This is a genomic window from Paraburkholderia nodosa (genome assembly GCF_001718195.1).
Classification (GTDB): Bacteria; Pseudomonadota; Gammaproteobacteria; order Burkholderiales; family Burkholderiaceae; genus Paraburkholderia; species Paraburkholderia nodosa_A.
This window is the reverse complement of the sequence record NZ_MCNV01000003.1, coordinates 55,101-72,030: the sequence shown is the minus strand read 5'-3', so window position 1 is coordinate 72,030 and position 16,930 is coordinate 55,101. Positions and strand designations below refer to the sequence as shown.

General features: G+C 64.5%; 14 protein-coding genes and 1 tRNA gene. 7 read left to right on the top strand and 8 right to left on the bottom strand.

Annotated elements, in window-relative coordinates; translation table 11 throughout:
* Positions 1–59 precede the first annotated feature (59 nt).
* Positions 60–956 carry a DMT family transporter gene (locus BFD71_RS06550; protein WP_069262502.1) on the bottom strand — a complete coding sequence of 299 codons (897 nt, stop codon included), beginning with the start codon at positions 954–956 and terminating at the stop codon, positions 60–62.
* Between the two features lie 326 nt (positions 957–1,282).
* On the opposite strand from BFD71_RS06550, the gene acs reads away from it, so the two are divergent.
* From acs to BFD71_RS06530, 4 genes are all read left to right on the top strand, one after another.
* Positions 1,283–3,265 (top strand): acetate--CoA ligase, encoded by a 1,983-nt coding sequence (gene acs / locus BFD71_RS06545; protein WP_069262501.1) that lies wholly within the window; start codon positions 1,283–1,285, stop codon positions 3,263–3,265.
* A gap of 160 nt (positions 3,266–3,425) precedes the next feature.
* Positions 3,426–3,731: a DUF4212 domain-containing protein gene (locus BFD71_RS06540; RefSeq protein ID WP_370684252.1), complete on the top strand. Its 306-nt coding sequence runs from the start codon at positions 3,426–3,428 to the stop codon at positions 3,729–3,731.
* Positions 3,728–5,746, top strand: coding sequence for a sodium:solute symporter family protein (locus BFD71_RS06535; protein ID WP_069262499.1), 2,019 nt, complete (start codon positions 3,728–3,730; stop codon positions 5,744–5,746). The genes BFD71_RS06540 and BFD71_RS06535 overlap by 4 nt, the downstream gene beginning before the upstream one ends.
* A 390-nt stretch (positions 5,747–6,136) precedes the next feature.
* Positions 6,137–6,499, top strand: a complete 363-nt coding sequence (locus tag BFD71_RS06530) for a hypothetical protein (RefSeq protein ID WP_083245108.1) — start codon at positions 6,137–6,139, stop codon at positions 6,497–6,499.
* A 114-nt stretch (positions 6,500–6,613) separates the two neighbouring features.
* Here the strand turns inward: BFD71_RS06530 and BFD71_RS06525 are convergent.
* Positions 6,614–6,704 (bottom strand) — tRNA-Ser (locus tag BFD71_RS06525).
* A 220-nt stretch (positions 6,705–6,924) separates the two neighbouring features.
* Between BFD71_RS06525 and BFD71_RS06520 the strand changes: the two genes are divergently transcribed.
* Together BFD71_RS06520 and BFD71_RS06515 are read left to right on the top strand one after the other, a co-directional pair.
* A complete protein-coding gene (locus BFD71_RS06520; RefSeq protein ID WP_083245107.1) occupies positions 6,925–8,130 on the top strand; it encodes a porin in 1,206 nt (401 codons plus the stop codon).
* A gap of 86 nt (positions 8,131–8,216) precedes the next feature.
* Positions 8,217–8,888 (top strand): nitroreductase, encoded by a 672-nt coding sequence (locus BFD71_RS06515; protein WP_069262498.1) that lies wholly within the window; start codon positions 8,217–8,219, stop codon positions 8,886–8,888.
* A gap of 36 nt (positions 8,889–8,924) precedes the next feature.
* Here BFD71_RS06515 and BFD71_RS06510 read toward each other — a convergent pair whose 3' ends face one another.
* Positions 8,925–9,341: an HIT family protein gene (locus BFD71_RS06510; protein WP_069262497.1), complete on the bottom strand. Its 417-nt coding sequence runs from the start codon at positions 9,339–9,341 to the stop codon at positions 8,925–8,927.
* A 234-nt stretch (positions 9,342–9,575) separates the two neighbouring features.
* Between BFD71_RS06510 and cfa the strand changes: the two genes are divergently transcribed.
* Positions 9,576–10,739 (top strand): cyclopropane fatty acyl phospholipid synthase, encoded by a 1,164-nt coding sequence (cfa, locus tag BFD71_RS06505; protein WP_083245106.1) that lies wholly within the window; start codon positions 9,576–9,578, stop codon positions 10,737–10,739.
* Positions 10,740–10,806: 67 nt separating this feature from the next.
* Here cfa and crcB read toward each other — a convergent pair whose 3' ends face one another.
* From crcB to BFD71_RS06480, 5 genes are all read right to left on the bottom strand, one after another.
* Entirely contained in the window at positions 10,807–11,187 is a 381-nt protein-coding gene (crcB, locus tag BFD71_RS06500; RefSeq protein WP_069262495.1) for a fluoride efflux transporter CrcB, read from the bottom strand.
* 180 nt (positions 11,188–11,367) lie between these two features.
* A complete protein-coding gene (locus BFD71_RS06495) occupies positions 11,368–12,114 on the bottom strand; it encodes an SDR family oxidoreductase (RefSeq protein WP_069262494.1) in 747 nt (248 codons plus the stop codon).
* A 123-nt stretch (positions 12,115–12,237) separates the two neighbouring features.
* Positions 12,238–13,716, bottom strand: coding sequence for a phenylacetaldehyde dehydrogenase StyD (styD, locus tag BFD71_RS06490; protein WP_069262493.1), 1,479 nt, complete (start codon positions 13,714–13,716; stop codon positions 12,238–12,240).
* A 48-nt stretch (positions 13,717–13,764) separates the two neighbouring features.
* Entirely contained in the window at positions 13,765–14,745 is a 981-nt protein-coding gene (locus tag BFD71_RS06485) for a hypothetical protein (RefSeq protein WP_069262492.1), read from the bottom strand.
* A gap of 7 nt (positions 14,746–14,752) precedes the next feature.
* Entirely contained in the window at positions 14,753–16,735 is a 1,983-nt protein-coding gene (locus BFD71_RS06480) for a primary-amine oxidase (RefSeq protein WP_069262491.1), read from the bottom strand.
* Positions 16,736–16,930: the final 195 nt, after the last annotated feature.

Below are 16,930 nucleotides of genomic sequence, written 5' to 3'. Positions count from 1 at the left end.
TCGCCGGGATTGCGGCAGCGCCGCCCGCGCCCGATACTTTCAATCGCATTACGGAATGGTCACGAGGCCACCGGCGGCAGGCGCTTGATCTTGAGGCTCGCGAGGCCGATGCCGACCACCACGCAGGCGAGGGCGATGCCGTGCGCGGGCGTGGGGCGCTCGCCGAGAAACGCGATGCCGTACACGGCTGCCGCGACCGGCAGCACGGCCGTGAACACGCCGGCGATGCTGCCTGGCACATGGCGTATGCCCATCATCCAGAGACAGAACGAGAACACGCTTGCCGAAAGCCCGTACCAGAGCGCCAGCCACCAGATGCCCGAAGGGACGCTCGCGAAATCGAACGACAGTGCGCCCGGCAGACCCACGGGCAGCATCAGCAAAAGCCCGAACAGGTGTGTGTACGCGCAGATGTCGAGCGGCGCGAGCGTTTGGGTGAGACGGCGCGACAGGATCACATAGAGCGATTCGCAGCACACCGCGCCGAGCACCATCAGGTTGCCGATCAACGAGCTGGCGCCGGTGTCGCCACCGCCGCCCACGTGCGCGAAATTGATGACCGCGATGCCCGCAATGGCGAGCACGATGGAGGCGAGTGCGCGTGCGTCGGGGCGCTCGCGCAGGAAAAGCCAGGAGAAGAGGGCGACCACGGCGGGGATCGTGCTCGTGATGACGCCGGCCGCGACCGCGCTCGTGCGATGCACGCCGCCGAGCATCAGCAGCGTAAACCCGAATGTCCCAAACAGCGCCTGGAGGAACAGATTGATCCATTCGCCGCGCTTCACCTGTTGCATTTTGGAGCGACGCAGGAGCGGGCCCAGTACCGCGAGCGCGATCACGAAGCGCAGCAGCGCGAAGAGGGGAACGGGAATGAAGGCGACAATCGATTTGCCGATGCCGACGTTGCTGCCCACGAGCAGCATCGAGGCAATGAGAAACAGGGAATAGCGATTCAAGCTGGAATCCGGGTGCGCAGTTCAGTTAGCATTCTAAATGTCTGCTTACTTGCGTGCCATGGCGCGCCGCTGCATGGGCGCGCGTAAGTGGCTGGTAAGTTGCTACGCTTAATCTTGCCGGCATGGGTAGTTTGCGAAGATCGCGCACGATCGTGCCTGTATCGCGCGCCCATGCATGCCGGATGCCACAATGGCGGCTCCCGGCGCAAGCCAATAGCGCCGTGCCCGCATGCGGGCGGCGGCGCACGGAGACGGCGCGCACGGGCATTGAAGATGCTCATGCGTGTCCACGAGTTTGACGTTTCATCTTCACCAAGGGGTTGTCGATGTCTGCGATTGAATCGGTTCTTCAGGAACGCCGCGTCTTTGCGCCTTCCGAGCAAACGGTGGCTGGCGCCACGGTGTCCGGCATGGACGCATACAAGGCGCTGTGCGCCGAAGCCGAACGCGATTACGAAGGCTTCTGGGCGCGCCTCGCGCGCGAAACCCTGAGCTGGCAAAAGCCCTTCACGAAGGTGCTCGACGAATCGAAGGCGCCGTTCTACACGTGGTTCGAAGACGGCGAACTCAATGCCTCGTACAACAGCCTCGACCGCCACGTCGAGGCGGGCAATGGCGAGCGCGTCGCGATCGTCTTCGAAGCCGACGACGGCACCGTCACGAACGTCACGTACAAGGACCTGCTCGCGCGGGTGTCGCGCTTCGCCAATGCGCTGAAGAAACGCGGCGTGAAGAAGGGCGACCGCGTGGTCATCTACATGCCGATGTCGGTGGAAGGCGTGGTCGCGATGCAGGCTTGTGCACGCATTGGCGCGACGCACTCGGTCGTGTTCGGCGGCTTCTCGTCGAAGTCGCTCAACGAACGCATGGTCGACGTGGGCGCGGTCGCGCTCATCACCGCCGACGAACAGATGCGCGGCGGCAAGGCGCTGCCGCTGAAGAACATCGCCGACGAAGCGCTCGCCATGGGCGGCTGCGAAGCGGTGCACAGCGTGATCGTCTACAAGCGCACGGGCGGCAAGGTTACATGGCACGAAGGCCGCGACCAGTGGATGCACGAGCTTTCGGCAGCCGAGAGCGACACGTGCGCGCCGGTGCCGGTGGGCGCGGAACACCCGCTCTTCATCCTCTACACGTCGGGCTCGACGGGCAAACCGAAGGGCGTGCAGCACAGCACGGGCGGCTACCTGCTGTGGGCCGCGCAAACGATGAAGTGGACTTTCGATCACAAGCCCTCGGACGTGTTCTGGTGCACGGCCGACATCGGCTGGATCACGGGCCACAGCTACATCGCCTATGGCCCGCTCACGATCGGCGCGACCCAGGTCGTGTTCGAAGGCGTGCCCACGTACCCGAACGCCGGCCGCTTCTGGGACATGATCGCCAAGCACAAGGTCACGGTGTTCTATACCGCGCCCACGGCGATCCGCTCGCTCATCAAGGCATCCGAAGCCGACGCGAAGGTGCACCCGAAGAGCTATGACCTTTCTTCGCTGCGCATTCTCGGCACGGTCGGCGAGCCGATCAATCCCGAAGCGTGGATGTGGTACTACGAAAACGTGGGCGCCAAGCGCTGCCCGATCGTCGACACGTGGTGGCAAACCGAAACCGGCGGCCACATGATCACGCCGCTGCCGGGCGCGACGCCGCTCGTGCCGGGTTCGTGCACGCTGCCGCTACCGGGCATCATGGCCGCGATCGTCGACGAAACCGGCCAGGACGTGCCGAACGGGCAGGGTGGCATTCTCGTCGTGAAGCGTCCGTGGCCCGCAATGATCCGCAACGTCTGGGGACAACCCGAGCGCTACAAGTCGGGCTACTTCCCCGAGGAACTCGGCGGCAAGCTGTATCTGGCCGGCGACGGCAGCGTGCGCGACAAGGACACGGGCTACTTCACGATCATGGGCCGTATCGACGACGTGCTGAACGTCTCGGGCCACCGCCTCGGCACGATGGAGATCGAGTCGGCGCTGGTGGCGAATCCGCTCGTGGCCGAAGCCGCCGTGGTGGGCCGCCCCGACGACACCACCGGCGAAGCCGTGGTGGCGTTCGTGGTGCTCAAGGCCACGCGTCCGCAGGGCGACGAGGCCGTGAAGCTCGCCAACGATCTGCGCGCCTGGGTGGGCAAGGAGATCGGGCCGATCGCCAAGCCCCGCGACATCCGCTTCGGCGAGAACCTGCCGAAGACGCGCTCGGGCAAGATCATGCGCCGTCTGCTGCGCTCGCTCGCGAAGGGCGAGGCGATCACGCAGGACGTCTCCACGCTGGAAAACCCGGCGATTCTGGACCAGCTCGGCGAATCGCTCTAAACGCCGAGGCTCGCGCGGCGCCTTGCCTGGCGCCGCGCGCCGCATCGATCCCCGCATTGCCCCGGATTGCCGGCCCTACGCGTTTTTGCTACACAGGCGCATGGCCGCGCCACACACGACTCCGCAGAACAATCTCAATCCATTGCCTGAGCCACCTCCGGTGAGCGAGGCGATGGCGCGCGCGCATCGGCGCTACTGGCGCTTCAATCTCGCGCTGATCGCCGTGCTCATGACGATTGGCTTCCTGGTCTCGTTCGTCGCGCCGCTCTTTGCGCGGCAGCTCGCCGATCTGCGCTTCGCAGGCTTCAGCCTGCCGTTCTACCTCGGCGCACAGGGCGCGATCCTGCTCTACGTGCTGCTCGTGGCGATCTATATCGTGCTGATGCAGCGCGCCGACCGCGTACTGCAAGCCGCGCTCGAAGCCGATATCGCCATTCGCGAAGCCAGCAAGGCACAGCAACGATGAGGCTTGCGCACCGGCTCATACGCTCCTATGCGTTGTACACGCTCGGCTTTCTCGCCTTCGTCTACGTGATGTGGCGTATCGAGCTTTCCACCGGCCCCGGCATGTGGATCGGCTATGTGTTCCTGTTCGTGCCGATCGCGGTATATGCGGTGATCGGGCTGCTTTCGCGCACCTCGGACCTCGTCGAATACTACGTGGCGGGGCGGCGTGTGCCGTCGTTCTTCAACGGCATGGCGACGGCCGCCGACTGGCTTTCCGCCGCGTCGTTCATCGGCCTTGCGGGTTCGCTCTACGCGAGCGGCTACGACGGCCTCGCTTACCTGATGGGGTGGACGGGCGGCTACTGCCTCGTCGCCTTCCTGCTGGCGCCGTATGTGCGCAAGCTCGCGCGCTACACGATCCCCGACTTCCTCGGCACGCGCTTTTCGAGCAACCTCGTGCGTGCGCTCGCCGTGCTCGCGACCATCCTCTGCTCGTTCGTCTATCTCGTCGCGCAGATCCAGGGCGTGGGGCTGATCGCCACGCGCTTCATCGGCGTGGATTTCGCCATCGGCATTTTCTGCGGGCTGGCGGGCATTCTCGTGTGTTCGTTTCTCGGCGGTATGCGCGCCGTGACGTGGACGCAGGTCGCGCAATACATCATTCTCATCGCGGCCATTCTGATTCCGGTTTCGCTGATCGCGCATCGCGACGGCCTCGGCTGGCTGCCGCAAGTCGACTACGGCAACGTGATGCGGCGCGTGGAAGCGCTCGAGCATGACGTGCGCGGTGCAAGCACCGAAGCCACCGTGCGCGACGCTTACCGCGAGCGCGCGGCGCAATGGCAGACGCGGCTCGACACGCTGCCGCAGTCGTACGTTGCGGAGAAGACGCACCTCGTCGAATCGCTTGCGAACCTGCGCCGTCACAACGGCCCGCTGCGCGATATCGATTCGCTCGAACGTGAATTGAGCGCCTTCCCGCGCGACGTGGATGCCGCACGCATGGTGTGGACGCGCCAGCGCGACGACCTGCTCGAGCGCGCCGCGCCGCCCGTGCCGATGAACGAACCGTTTCCCGCCGACGACGATGCCCAGCGGCGCATTCATCAACGCAACTTCCTGTCGCTGCTCCTGTGTCTTTCGCTTGGCACGGCGAGCCTGCCGCACATCCTCACTCGCTACAACACGACGACCTCGGTGGCCTCGGCTCGGCGCTCGGTGGGCTGGACGCTGTTTTTCGTCGCGCTCTTCTATCTGACCGTGCCGGTGCTCGCGGTGCTGATCAAGTTCGAGATCCTCACGCATCTGGTGGGGCAGCGCTTCGACGATCTGCCGCAATGGGTCATGCAATGGCGGCGCGTCGAGCCATACCTCATCAGCATTGCGGATATGAACAACGACGGCGTGGTGCGCTGGAGCGATATCCAGATGCAGCCTGACATGGTCGTACTCGCTGCGCCGGAAATCGCGGGGTTGCCGTATGTGATGTCGGGGCTCATCGCATCGGGTGCGCTCGCGGCTGCGCTTTCGACCGCAGACGGTCTGCTGCTCACGATCTCGAACGTGCTCTCACACGATGTGTACTACCACATGGTCAGTCCGGGCGCGTCGAGCCAGCGGCGCGTGACGATGTCGAAGATCCTGCTGCTCGGCGTGGCGCTGTTCGCCTCGTATGTGGCGTCGCTCAACGCGGGCAACATTCTTTTTCTGGTGGGGGCGGCGTTTTCGCTCGCGGCGTCGAGTCTTTTTCCGGTGCTTGTGCTCGGCGTGTTCTGGAAGCGCACGACGCGCCTGGGCGCCGTGGCCGGCATGATCGCGGGCCTGACCGTGTGCGTCTATTACATCGTCTCGACGTACCCGTTCTTCACGCAGCTCACGGGCTTCGCGGGCCCGCGATGGTTTGGCATCGAGCCCATCAGCTCTGGCGTGTTCGGTGTGCCCGCAGGCTTTCTCGTGGCGATCGGCGTGAGTCTCATCGATCGCAAGCCGGACGCGTATACGCTCGCGCTGGTGGACTATATCCGCCATCCGTGAGAGTGGGGACCTGATTGCCGGTGTGCGGTCGAGCACTTAAAAAACGGGCGGCCGAGGCGATACTGAAGTCCTCTCGTTCCCGCGCCGGTCCTCGAAGCAGTACGCGGGAATTCGGCGTCGGGCTGCGGCCCGACGCCTTTTTCTGCTTGCCTGTTCTGGTCGATTCGGACTTCCTTCCAACGTTGCGTGTTCAACGACCGGCGGCGCTGCTGTTCTCGTTGCGCCCATCAAGTCATCCGTTTTTTGTCCGATAACTAGCGGGAGCGTGCGATGCACGCGTGTCCGGCGCATCCGTAGATAGCCCTGGCGGCTACGGTACAATTTCGCGCGCCGCCGGCCTCGGACTCGTGGTGAATCGAGCCGAAAAAGGGCGTTTTCTCGGGGAAATCATTGAAGCGCGTTGCACTCAGCCTGATCATTTTCGGCGCCTTTACGGCGCCCGCCGCTTTTGCCAAATGCTGGGGCAACGATGCCTTCCAGAACTGCGTCGACGAATCGGGCAATTCGTACACGGTGCAGCGCTTCGGCAATACGTCTACCGTCAACGGGTATCAGCAGAAGCTGCCGGGCGAGGCCTGGGAGCAGACCGGCGCGTCGATTGGCGACACGACGTTCATCACCGGGCAGGCTGCCGATGGGTCGACGTGGACCGAGACGATCACGAACTACGGCAACGGCACGCGAACGATCTCGGGGATGGATGGCAAAGGGCTCGTGTACAACAAGTATTGCACTGTGAGCGGGTGTAATTGAGGGCGTTTGGACGTGCCCCGCGCACGTTATCCCCTCTCTGGCGGGCTATTTGATGGGCTGGAAAAACAAAAACCCCGTAAGTCATTGCGCTTACGGGGTTCCGGCGTTTTGTTCTGGCGGAGAGAGGGGGATTCGAACCCCCGATAGGCTATTAACCTATACACGCTTTCCAGGCGTGCGACTTAAACCGCTCATCCATCTCTCCGGCGGGAGGCGAATTATAGCAGACTCCGCGCGCCGGAGGAAAGCGCTCGCGCAGCGCCTGGCACGATCTGCGCTTTGCAAAGTCCCTCGCGCACCCTAAGCAACGCAGAATTCGTTCGTTCCCCGCTTGCCGGGCATTCCGTAACGTTGCCGCACCGGCCTTGCAGCCGCCTCGCAAGGACCGCGTAGCGACAACCACCACACGCAACGGAACGCCCCGCATGAACAACAAAAACGCCTCTTTCACACGCCGCCCGCTAACCGCCGCTCTCGCGCTCGCCTTCGCCGCGTCGGGCGCCACTATCGCCACGAGTGCCCACGCGCAAAGCAGCGTCACACTCTACGGCATCGTCGACGCGGGCCTCGCTTACGTGCACAACGCCCAGGGCGCGAACGGCCTGAACCAGTCCACGCTCGTCAAGCTCAGCAGCGGCAACCTTTCGGGCAGCCGCTGGGGCCTGCGCGGCACCGAGGATCTCGGCAACGGCCTCGCCGCCATCTTCCAGCTCGAAAACGGCTTCAACGTGGGTACCGGCGCGCTCGGGCAGGGCAGCCGCGAATTCGGGCGCAAGGCGATCGTCGGTCTTGCCAGCACGACGTGGGGCACGCTCACGCTCGGCCGCCAGTACGATCCGCTCGTCGATCTCGTGCAGCCGCTCACCGCTGACGGTCCGTTCGGCGGCGTGTTCGGCACGCCTGGCGACCTCGACAACTACGACAACAGCCTGCGCGTGAGCAACTCGGTCAAGTACGCGAGCCCGCTCGTCGCAGGGCTGCAGTTCGAGGCGCTGTACGGTTTTGGCGGCGTGGCCGGCGCGAGCGGCAGCGGCCAGACTTACAGCTTCGGCGCCGCCTACTCGAACGGGCCGCTCTCGCTCGCGGCCGGCTATTTCTTCGCCAATGGCGGCAGCACGCTCACTGCCGGCGTGCGCAGCTGGACGAGCAGCTCGGATAGCCTCTTCAACACGGTCATCAATCAGGGCTTTGCGAGCGCAACCTCCATCCAGATCATGCGCGCAGGCGGCAGCTATGCGGTGGGCGCATTGAGCTTCGGGCTGGCCTACTCGAACACCCAATACGCAAACGATGCGTACTCGACCTTCCACCAAACCGCCAAATTCAATAGCGGCTCGGCGTTCCTGAATTACCAGATCACACCGGCGCTGCGCGCGGGCGCGGGCTACAACTACACGTCGCTCACCGGGCCCTCGTCAGCGCACTACAACCAGGTGAACCTCGGCAGCGACTACTCGCTCTCCAAACGCACCGATCTCTACGCGCTCGCCGGTTACCAGAAGGCGAGTGGCCGCACGCTCGACGCAAAGGGTTCGAGTGTCGTTGCGCAGGCATCGATCGGCGACTTCGGCGTGAGTTCGGGCGCCGACAATCAGGCGCTTGTCGTAGTGGGTATCCGTCACAAGTTCTGACGCCAGAACGGAGCCACGCGGCGAGCGTCGGCAGCCGCGCGGGGGATCGCCGATAATGCTTCGTCGATCCCCCGAGGAGAATCTGCTTGAAGGTCAGCGAAGCCGTCACGAGCCGCAAGTCCGTGCGCCAGTTTTTGCCCGATCCGGTGGACCCCGCCGTCATTCGCCGGGTACTCGATACCGCTGCGCGCGCGCCTTCGGGCGGCAATCTGCAGCCGTGGCATGTTCATGTCGTGGGCGGCGAATCGCTCGCGAAGCTCAAGTCGATCATGGCCGATCGCATTGCGCAGGTGCCTGCGGGCGAGCCGATGGAGTACGACGTGTATCCGCGCGAGCTGGGTTCGCCATATCGCGAGCGTCGTTATCAGGTGGGCGAGGATCTTTACCGCAGCATCGACGTCGCGCGCGAGGACCGGCCGGGCAGGCTACGGCAATTCGCGCGCAACTACGCGTTTTTCGACGCGCCGCTCGCGCTTTTTTGCAGCGTAGATCGTCAGATGGGGCCGCCGCAATGGGCCGACCTCGGCATGTTCCTGCAGACGGTGATGCTGCTCCTGCGCGAAGCCGGCCTGCATAGCTGCGCGCAGGAATGCTGGGCGCGCTACGCGCAAAGCGTTGGCCAGTTTCTCGCGTTGCCGCGCGAACGCATGGTGTTCTGCGGCATGGCGATCGGTCACGAAGACCCGGACGCGCCCATCAACCAGTGGCGCTCGGCGCGGGTCCCGCTCGACGAATTCGTGCAATTCGACGGCGTTTAAGCGTCAAGAATAGCTAACGTTAGCAATACATATTGCTTACAGTGCAGCGCGAATGCGCGCGGCCAGCGCTTCGAGCTGCGCCATGTCGGCCATTTCACGCGCATGCGGGCGCAGTTCTTCGCCCGCGCGGCGCGGAATCAGGTGGAAGTGCACGTGCGGTACGGTCTGCCCGGCGGCGGCGCCGTTGAACTGCGCGATCAAGAGGCCTTCGGGCGCAAGCACCTTGCGCATCGCGACCGCCATCTTCTGCACCGTCGCCATCGCGGCGGCGCCGGCTTCCAGTGAAAGCTCATAGATGAACTCGGCGCCTTCCTTCGGCAGCACGAGCAGGTGGCCTTCGGATTGAGGCATGACGTCCATGATCGCGAGCGTAGCGTCGTCCTCGTACACCTTGATGCAGGGTGCTTCGCCGCGCAGGATGCGCGCGAAGATGTTCTTGTCGTCGTAGGCCATTGTCGGTATCTCCAGTTCGGGCGCGCCGTTTGCTGGCGCCAGGGCGATGGGTTTCGTCGAGTTTGCGATTATGGCCCGCCCCGTATGGCTTGTGCGTGTTCCTGCACAATTTTTGAAGTAGGTGCATCATAGAGTTTCTCGCAGCGCGCGCGACGACGAATGTCTTGATAGCAACCTCTTGAATGGCATCGGAGCAAGGTACCAAGGACCCGACTCCTGCCGCATGGAGCACGTATGGCAACGACTGATCTCGAAGCAGCTCAACCCGTTCGTGAGGCCACCGTTTCCGGGGCCTGGCGGTTTATAGCCCAGCTATTGGCGCGCGCTGACGTGAAATTCAACGGCACACGGCCGTGGGACATGCGCATCCACGATCCGCAGTTACCCGAGCGCGTATTGGCGCTCGGCAACCTGGGCCTCGGCGAGGCCTACATGGACGGCCAGTGGGATTGCGAGCAACTCGACGAATTCTTCGCACATGTGTTGCGCGCGCATCTAGACGACCAGATCGATCCCTCCCGTCTCGTCTTCTACGCGCTCAAGGCGCGCCTCATGAACCGCCAGACCGTGCGCAGGGCATGGAAGGTGGGCCAGCAGCACTACGACATCGGCAACGAGTTCTACGAGGCCATGCTCGACAAGAACATGGCCTACACCTGCGGCTACTGGTCGGGCGGCGCGAAAACGCTCGACGAGGCGCAGGACGCCAAGCTCGATCTCATCTGCCGCAAGCTGGGCCTGAAGCCTGGCATGCGCCTGCTCGACATCGGCTGCGGGTGGGGCAGCCTTATGAAGTTCGCGGCCGAACACTATGGCGTGTCGTGCGTGGGCGTGACGATCTCGAAGGAGCAGGCCGCGCTCGGCGCCGAGCGCTGCAAGGATCTGCCGGTTGAATTCCGCCTGCAGGACTACCGGTTGCTCGACGAGAAGTTCGACCGCATTGCGAGCGTGGGCATGTTCGAGCACGTGGGCCCGAAGAACTATCGCACCTATATGGAAGTCGCGCACCGCTGTCTTGCCGACGACGGCCTGTTCGTACTGCACACCATTGGCAAGAACCGCCGCGACACCACGCCCGATCCGTGGATCGACAAATACATCTTCCCGAACGGCGAGCTGCCGACCATCGGCCAGATCGCCGACGCTTCGGGCGGCCTGTTCGTGGCCGAAGACCTGCATAACTTCGGCGCCGACTACGACCGCACGCTGATGGCCTGGCACGCGAATTTCGAGGCCGCGTGGCCGCGTTTCAAGGCGCAGATGGGCGAGCGCTTCTATCGCATGTGGCGCTACTACCTGCTTTCGTGCGCCGGAGCGTTCCGTGCGCGCGACATCCAGTTGTGGCAGTGGGTGTTTTCGAAGAACGGTTTGCTGGGCGGGTATCAGCGTCCTGCCTGATCTTCCCGTCGCATCATTAATGCGGCCGCGTTTCGCGAATGGCGAACGCGGCCGTTTTCGTTGCCGATCAGCGAACCAGTGCCGATACCGTTGCAATGCCAAGGATCGTCATGACGACCGAGGCGCACACGTGAATGGCGATTTCGCCCGCGGCCCAGCCGAAACGTCCGTGCTGCAGATGCGAAACGACTTCGGCTGAGAAGGTCGAGAACGTGGAGAGGCCGCCCATCAAGCCGGTAATGACAAAGAGGCGCCATTCGGAGGAGAGTTGGGGCATGCGCCCGAAATAGGCGACTGCGACGCCGATCACATAGCCCGCGATGATGTTCGACGCAAGCGTGCCGAGCGGCAGGTCAGGGTAGAGGGCATTCAGGCGTAGCCCGAGAACCCAGCGCAACAGCGAACCGAGCGCGCCGCCAATGCCGACGGCGAGGATGGACAGATACATGGTCTGGAGTGGTTGAGGGCGCAATATGAGCCGGCGCGCCATGCCTCCGGCTCTGTCTTTCTACCGTTTTTCGACCACGGAGTGTAGCACCGGCCGGGACCGCCGGTTTCACGCCGCAGCGGTTTGCCCTGAGACCACGTCCCGCCCGGGTTCTGCCGCGAAGCCACGCCGGGCGGCGTGTCAGACGATCCCGCCGTTCGCGCGCAGCACCTGGCCGTTGACCCAGCCGCCGTCCGGGCCCGCGAGGAACGACACGACATTTGCAATGTCGTCGGGTTGCCCGAGGCGCTGCAGCGGCGGCATGTTCGCGAAATGCTGGACCTGTTCTTCGGTCTTGCCGCTGAGGAATAGTTCTGTCGCCACCGGCCCCGGCGCCACCGCGTTCACGCAGATCGAGCGGCCGCGCAGCTCGCGTGCGAACACACGCGTGATCGTCTCCACGGCCGCCTTGCTGGCCGTATAGAGCGCGTAGCCCGGCAGATTCATCGCGAGCACGGAGGTCGAGAAGTTGATCACGCGGCCGCCATCCGCGAGTTTCGTCGCCGCTTCGCGCAGCGTGTTCAGCGTGCCGCGCACGTTGATGTCGAACGTTTCGTCGTAGATCGCGTCGGTCGAATCGGCAACTGTGACCGTCTTCATGATGCCCGCGTTATTCACGAGCAGTGTGGGCTGGCCCAGCGTTTCGGCGGTGTTGTCGAAGAGACGGCGCACGTCGTCGGTCTTCGCGACGTTCGCTTGCACCGCAATCGCGCGACCGCCGCCCGCCGCGATCTTCGCGACGAGCGCCTCGGCTTCGGCGCTGCGCGAAGCGTAGTTGATGACGACGGCGTAACCGTCGCGCGCGAGACGTTCGGCAATGGCGGCGCCGATGCCGCGCGAGGCGCCCGTGACGATGGCGACGCCGCGCGAATTCGTGGAGGCATTCATGATCGGAGTCCTTCTCGTAAGTGGTGAGAACGGGCTCGATCATGGACGAAACCGCGGCGGCGATCATTGCGCGCCGCCGGGTTTCATCATTCCATTTCGATTAACAATGCTGCACGGCGGCGCTCAGTAGGCGATGCAGACGGATTTCGTCTCCGTGTACGCGTCGATGATCGCGCGGCCATGCTCGCGCCCGATGCCCGAGGCCTTGAAGCCGCCGAAGGGCAATGCCGGGTCGACCATGTTGTGCGTGTTGACCCATACCGTGCCCGCCTGCACGCCGTCCACGACGCGCAGCGCGCGGTCGAGCTGGTTGGTCCAGACACTCGCGCCCAGACCGTACTCCGAAGCATTCGCCGCCGCGACGGCTTCTTCGACGTCGTCATACGGCATGGCGACGAGCACCGGCCCGAACACCTCTTCGCGCACGACGGTAAGCGGCTTGTTGGTCGCGTTCGCAATCACCGTGGGCTCGATGAAGAAGCCGGGCCGATTGCCGCCGCCGCCGCCCGCCACGACCTCGCCGCCTTCGGCGCGACCCTGCGCGATCATGCCGGCGACCTTGGCGCGATGGCGCGCCGAAACGAGCGGGCCCATCTGCGCGGCCGCATCGAAACCCGAGCCGAGCACGGTTGCGCGCGCAACCTTAGCGATGCCATCGACGATCTCCTCAAAACGCGCGCGCGGCAGATACAGGCGCGAGCCTGCCGTGCAGACCTGGCCGTGATTGAAGAAGATCGCGCCGGCTGCGCCTTCGATCGCGCGCTGCGGATCGCAGTCGTCGAGCACGATCACGGGGCTCTTGCCGCCCAGTTCCAGCGAGACGCGCTTGAGATCGCTCGCGCATTGCTTGCCGATGAGGCGGCCCACTTCGGTCGAGCCCGTGAAAGTGACCTTGTCCACCTGCGCATGACGAACTAGCGCTGCGCCCGCCGTCTCGCCCTGGCCCGTGACGACATTGAACACGCCCGGCGGAAAGCCGGCTTCGTGCGCGAGCTCGGCGAGGCGGATGGCCGTGAGCGGGGTTTCTTCGGCGGGCTTGAGCACCACGGTGCAGCCGCAGGCGAGCGCGGGCGCGATTTTCCAGACCGCCATCAGCAGCGGGAAATTCCACGGCACGATCGCGGCGACCACGCCCGCGGGCACGCGCCGCGTGGAGGCGTTATAGCGCACGCCGGGCGGGAAAGCGAGCGAGAGATCCACGGTGCTGCCCTCGATCTTCGTGGCCCAGCCGGCCATATAGCGCAGCCATTGCACGCTGCCGCCCACTTCGAGCATCTTCGAGAAGGCGAGCAGCTTGCCCTGGTTGAGCGTTTCGAGCGCAGCAAGTTCGTCGCCGTGCTGTTCGACGAGGTCGGCGAGTTTGAGCAGCAGGCGCTCGCGCGCGGCGGGCGCCATACGCCGCCACGTGTCGGCTTCGAAGGCGCGGCGCGCGGCAATGACGGCAGCGTCGATGTCGGCGTCGCTGGCGTCGGGCACCTGCGCGATCTCCGCGCCCGTGGCGGGATTGAATACGGCAAACGTGCGGCCGTTGCCGCTTTCGCTAAAACGTCCGTCGACGAACATTTGTGTGCGGATCGTGTGCGTGAAGTCCTGGCGGTCCATACCGTCTCCTGATTTCGGTAGTGATGCGAACGTTTTTCGGTGAGTGTTTCAGCGTAAGTCGATTGTGCTGCCCGTAGCGAGGGCGGCTGACGCAGGGTAGGGCGTGTGTGCACGGAATCGGCGTGGCATTGCGAATGCGTATGCGCATGCAAGATTGAGCGCGCCCGCAACGATGAACAGCGCGTAAAAGCCCTGTCCGAAGCCCCATGACGTGGTGGCGAGCGCCGCGCCTGCCAGCATGCCCGCGTGATGTGCGAGGCCCGGGCAGCCGGTACCCGAGGCGCGCGACGTTCGCCCGCCGCGTATGAGCGTGGGGAGCGTCAGGTAGTCGAGCACGGCGAATGCGGGGGCAGCAAGCGCAGCCCACGGCGCGAGGCAATCGAACGTCAGCGCGGCGAGCAGTCCGCCACGCAATACGAAGAGCACGAGCAGTGCGCGCCGGTAATCGACGCGATCGGCGAGCCAGCCTGCGAGGCTCACCACGGCGAGTGACGTCACAACCTGCGTCACGGACATCGCAGTGCCGCCGCAGAGCGCGAAAAACTGGAAGCGCGCGAGCACGCCGCTCGACAGGCCTGCAAGCAGCGCGGGTGCGATGAGCAGCATGCCGTTGCGCCACACGGGCGCCGTTGCGTGCGTATGCACCGACCTTGCCGCGCTATCGCGCGTGCGCCGCAAGTGCATGCACGCCGCGGCGATCAAGGCGACGCCGCCCAGGATGAGCGGCGTCTGCGAGAGCGTTGCTCCTGCGTGCGCGCCGGCGCCCATTGCCGCCATCGTGAGTGCGAGTGCGCTCGCGATCGGCACTGTGGGGTGCGTGGCGAAGCTGCGCGCAAGCACGCCCGGAATCAACGCCATCGCAGGCAGGGCAAGCGCGCTCGCGGCGAATGCGGCAAACGGCGCGCCGGCCGGCATCGCCGCGATCATGACGCCTCCCGCAAGCGCGCTCGCGCCGCCCGTGATCGACGCCCAGACGCACAGCAGGCGTGCGGCGTGCATTACATCGAGGCGGCGCTCGCGCGGCATCATCGCGCGCTCACTGCTTGCTGTGGCAGCACGATTTTGCTTCGGGCGCGTCTGCGCGGTCCTGCACGCTGTGCGGATCGCGCCCGCCCGGCAGGTCCATCGCGGGATTGCCGTAGAAGAAGTTGTTGGGCTTGAGCATGAAGCCCGCATACTCCACCGGCATCACGGGGAAATCCTCGGGCTTGCACACGTGCGTGTGGCCGAAGCTGTGCCACAGCACGATGTCCTCGTTCTCTACGTTGCGGTTCGCCTCGATATAGCGCGGCAGGCCGTCGCCGCCGGCGTGCTGGTTCGGGTAGTCGCCGCTCGCGTAGCGCTGCGTCGTGTCGTACGGTGTGACCCACACGTGGCGCGTGGCGAAGCCGCCGCGCTGGCGCACCTTCGAGTCGGGATCGGCGAGCATGAGCGGCGAGTCGTTGACGATGAGCTTGTAGCCCGGATTCGCGCCGACGCGGTTCTTCACGTTCGGGTTCACCACTTTCCAGAAGCGCCCCGTCTGACCACTGGCGTTACGCGCCGCTTCCTGCTCGGTCTTGAGCACGCGCCTGGTCGTATCGAACACGTTGCCGTATGGATTCCCGGCACCCATCGCGCGCGGCACGAATTCGTGCTCGGTGACGGAGTTCTTCTCGCCGTCCACCATCATGTGCAAGCGCGCGTTGAAGAAGTGCTGATGCGTCGGGCCACCCAGGTTCTCTGTGACCATGCCGCCCCACGGGTAACTGTCGCCATCCGCCACCGCGGAAGTCTGGATGATGCCCGTGAGCTTGCATTCGAGCTGGATCGTACCGTCCTGATAGAAGTACCAGTAAAAGCCGTAATCGTAGTTGCCCACTGTTGCGAAGAACGAGATCACGAGGCGGCGCGAACGGCGCATCTCGAACACACCGGTGCGGAACTCGTAGTGCTTCCAGAGCGTGCCGTAATCCTCTTCGTGCAGACACACGGCGTTCTTCATGGTGAAGCCGTTGCCGAAGTCGTCGGCGGACGGAATGTCGAAATAGCGGATCGTGCCGAGGCAATCGCAGCCCAGTTCGAGCTGGTTCGCGAGCTTGCCGAGTCCGTATTCGCCCGCATCGAACGCGCTTTTCCAGTAATGGTTCGTGGTGGGGTCCGAGTAGGGCACGCACATCTCGGTCACGCTCGCGCGGTAGACGATCGGGCGCGGCGCGCTCTTGCCGTCGTCCCATGTGATCTGGTGCAGCACGAGCCCTTCGCGCGGCGTGAAACCCACGCGGAATTTCCAGTTCTGCCAGCTAACCTGCCAGCCGTCTATCGTGAAGCTCGGGCCTTCGGGCTGACTGATTGAGAGCGGCTTGACGGTGTCACGCGGCTTGCCGAGGCTCGGCGTGTCGTAGTTGTGCCTGGCGCGCGGAATGGGGATGATGCGGCCGTCGTCGATCAGCTCGATCACCTTGTGCGCGAGCAGGTCCACCACGGCGACGACGCCTTCGATGGGATGCGCGTAACCATTGTCGGTCAGGGACTCGCGGTAGTAGCTCACGCAGCGCACGAGGCGGCGGCCGTTTTCGTTCGGGCGGTCGAACGCGCCCGCGGAGAACGGGTCGACCTGCACGCGCTCGAGTTCGTCTTCGGTGAGGCCGCGCTTTTTCACGGCCTCGCGCCATGCTGCGTCTTCCTTGACGATGCGCTCCGCGTTCATGAAGTCTTCGATCATCACGGGCGGCTGGCCATAGGGCGCGTTTTGCAAGGCGAGCGCCTTACGCAATTCCACTTTCTTCTCGCGCAGGTCCACCACGAATTCGAGCGTCTGGCTGCGGGTGCGATCGATCGCGATGACGAAGGCGCGGCGCGAGAAGTAATCGCCATGCTTGTACGCGAGCACTTCCGCCTTGGGCGGCTCGCACAGTTCGGTGACAGGAAAGCGCCCAAAATCATCGAGCTGCTCGGCGGCTTTCACGATGTCACAGGCCAGCTGCATTTCGGCGAGGCTCAACGGGTCGAGCGGATGCGCGTTCGGATTCGTGTTCATAAGCATTTCGTAAGGATGGCGTTGGGCGCAACAGGGCATGGGACGGTATGAAGAAACCGCATTCGTCTCATGCGATGTCGATGGGTCAATCGTAGAAACGCCGCATTTTTTTCGCGCTTGCAAAACGCGCCAAAGGGGCGATAGAGTGCGCCAGAGACGATCGACTGTTAAATCCGTCGGCGCATACAGGCCCTA

Excerpts from the sequence above, each read along its gene's own strand:
- acs (WP_069262501.1), top strand. The coding sequence starts at position 1,283 with ATGTCTGCGATTGAATCGGTTCTTCAGGAACGCCGCGTCTTTGCGCCT.
- BFD71_RS06535 (WP_069262499.1), top strand. The coding sequence starts at position 3,728 with ATGAGGCTTGCGCACCGGCTCATACGCTCCTATGCGTTGTACACGCTC.
- BFD71_RS06520 (WP_083245107.1), top strand. The coding sequence starts at position 6,925 with ATGAACAACAAAAACGCCTCTTTCACACGCCGCCCGCTAACCGCCGCT.
- BFD71_RS06510 (WP_069262497.1), bottom strand. The coding sequence starts at position 9,341 with ATGGCCTACGACGACAAGAACATCTTCGCGCGCATCCTGCGCGGCGAA.
- cfa (WP_083245106.1), top strand. The coding sequence starts at position 9,576 with ATGGCAACGACTGATCTCGAAGCAGCTCAACCCGTTCGTGAGGCCACC.
- crcB (WP_069262495.1), bottom strand. The coding sequence starts at position 11,187 with ATGTATCTGTCCATCCTCGCCGTCGGCATTGGCGGCGCGCTCGGTTCG.
- BFD71_RS06495 (WP_069262494.1), bottom strand. The coding sequence starts at position 12,114 with ATGAATGCCTCCACGAATTCGCGCGGCGTCGCCATCGTCACGGGCGCC.
- styD (WP_069262493.1), bottom strand. The coding sequence starts at position 13,716 with ATGGACCGCCAGGACTTCACGCACACGATCCGCACACAAATGTTCGTC.
- BFD71_RS06485 (WP_069262492.1), bottom strand. The coding sequence starts at position 14,745 with ATGATGCCGCGCGAGCGCCGCCTCGATGTAATGCACGCCGCACGCCTG.
- BFD71_RS06480 (WP_069262491.1), bottom strand. The coding sequence starts at position 16,735 with ATGAACACGAATCCGAACGCGCATCCGCTCGACCCGTTGAGCCTCGCC.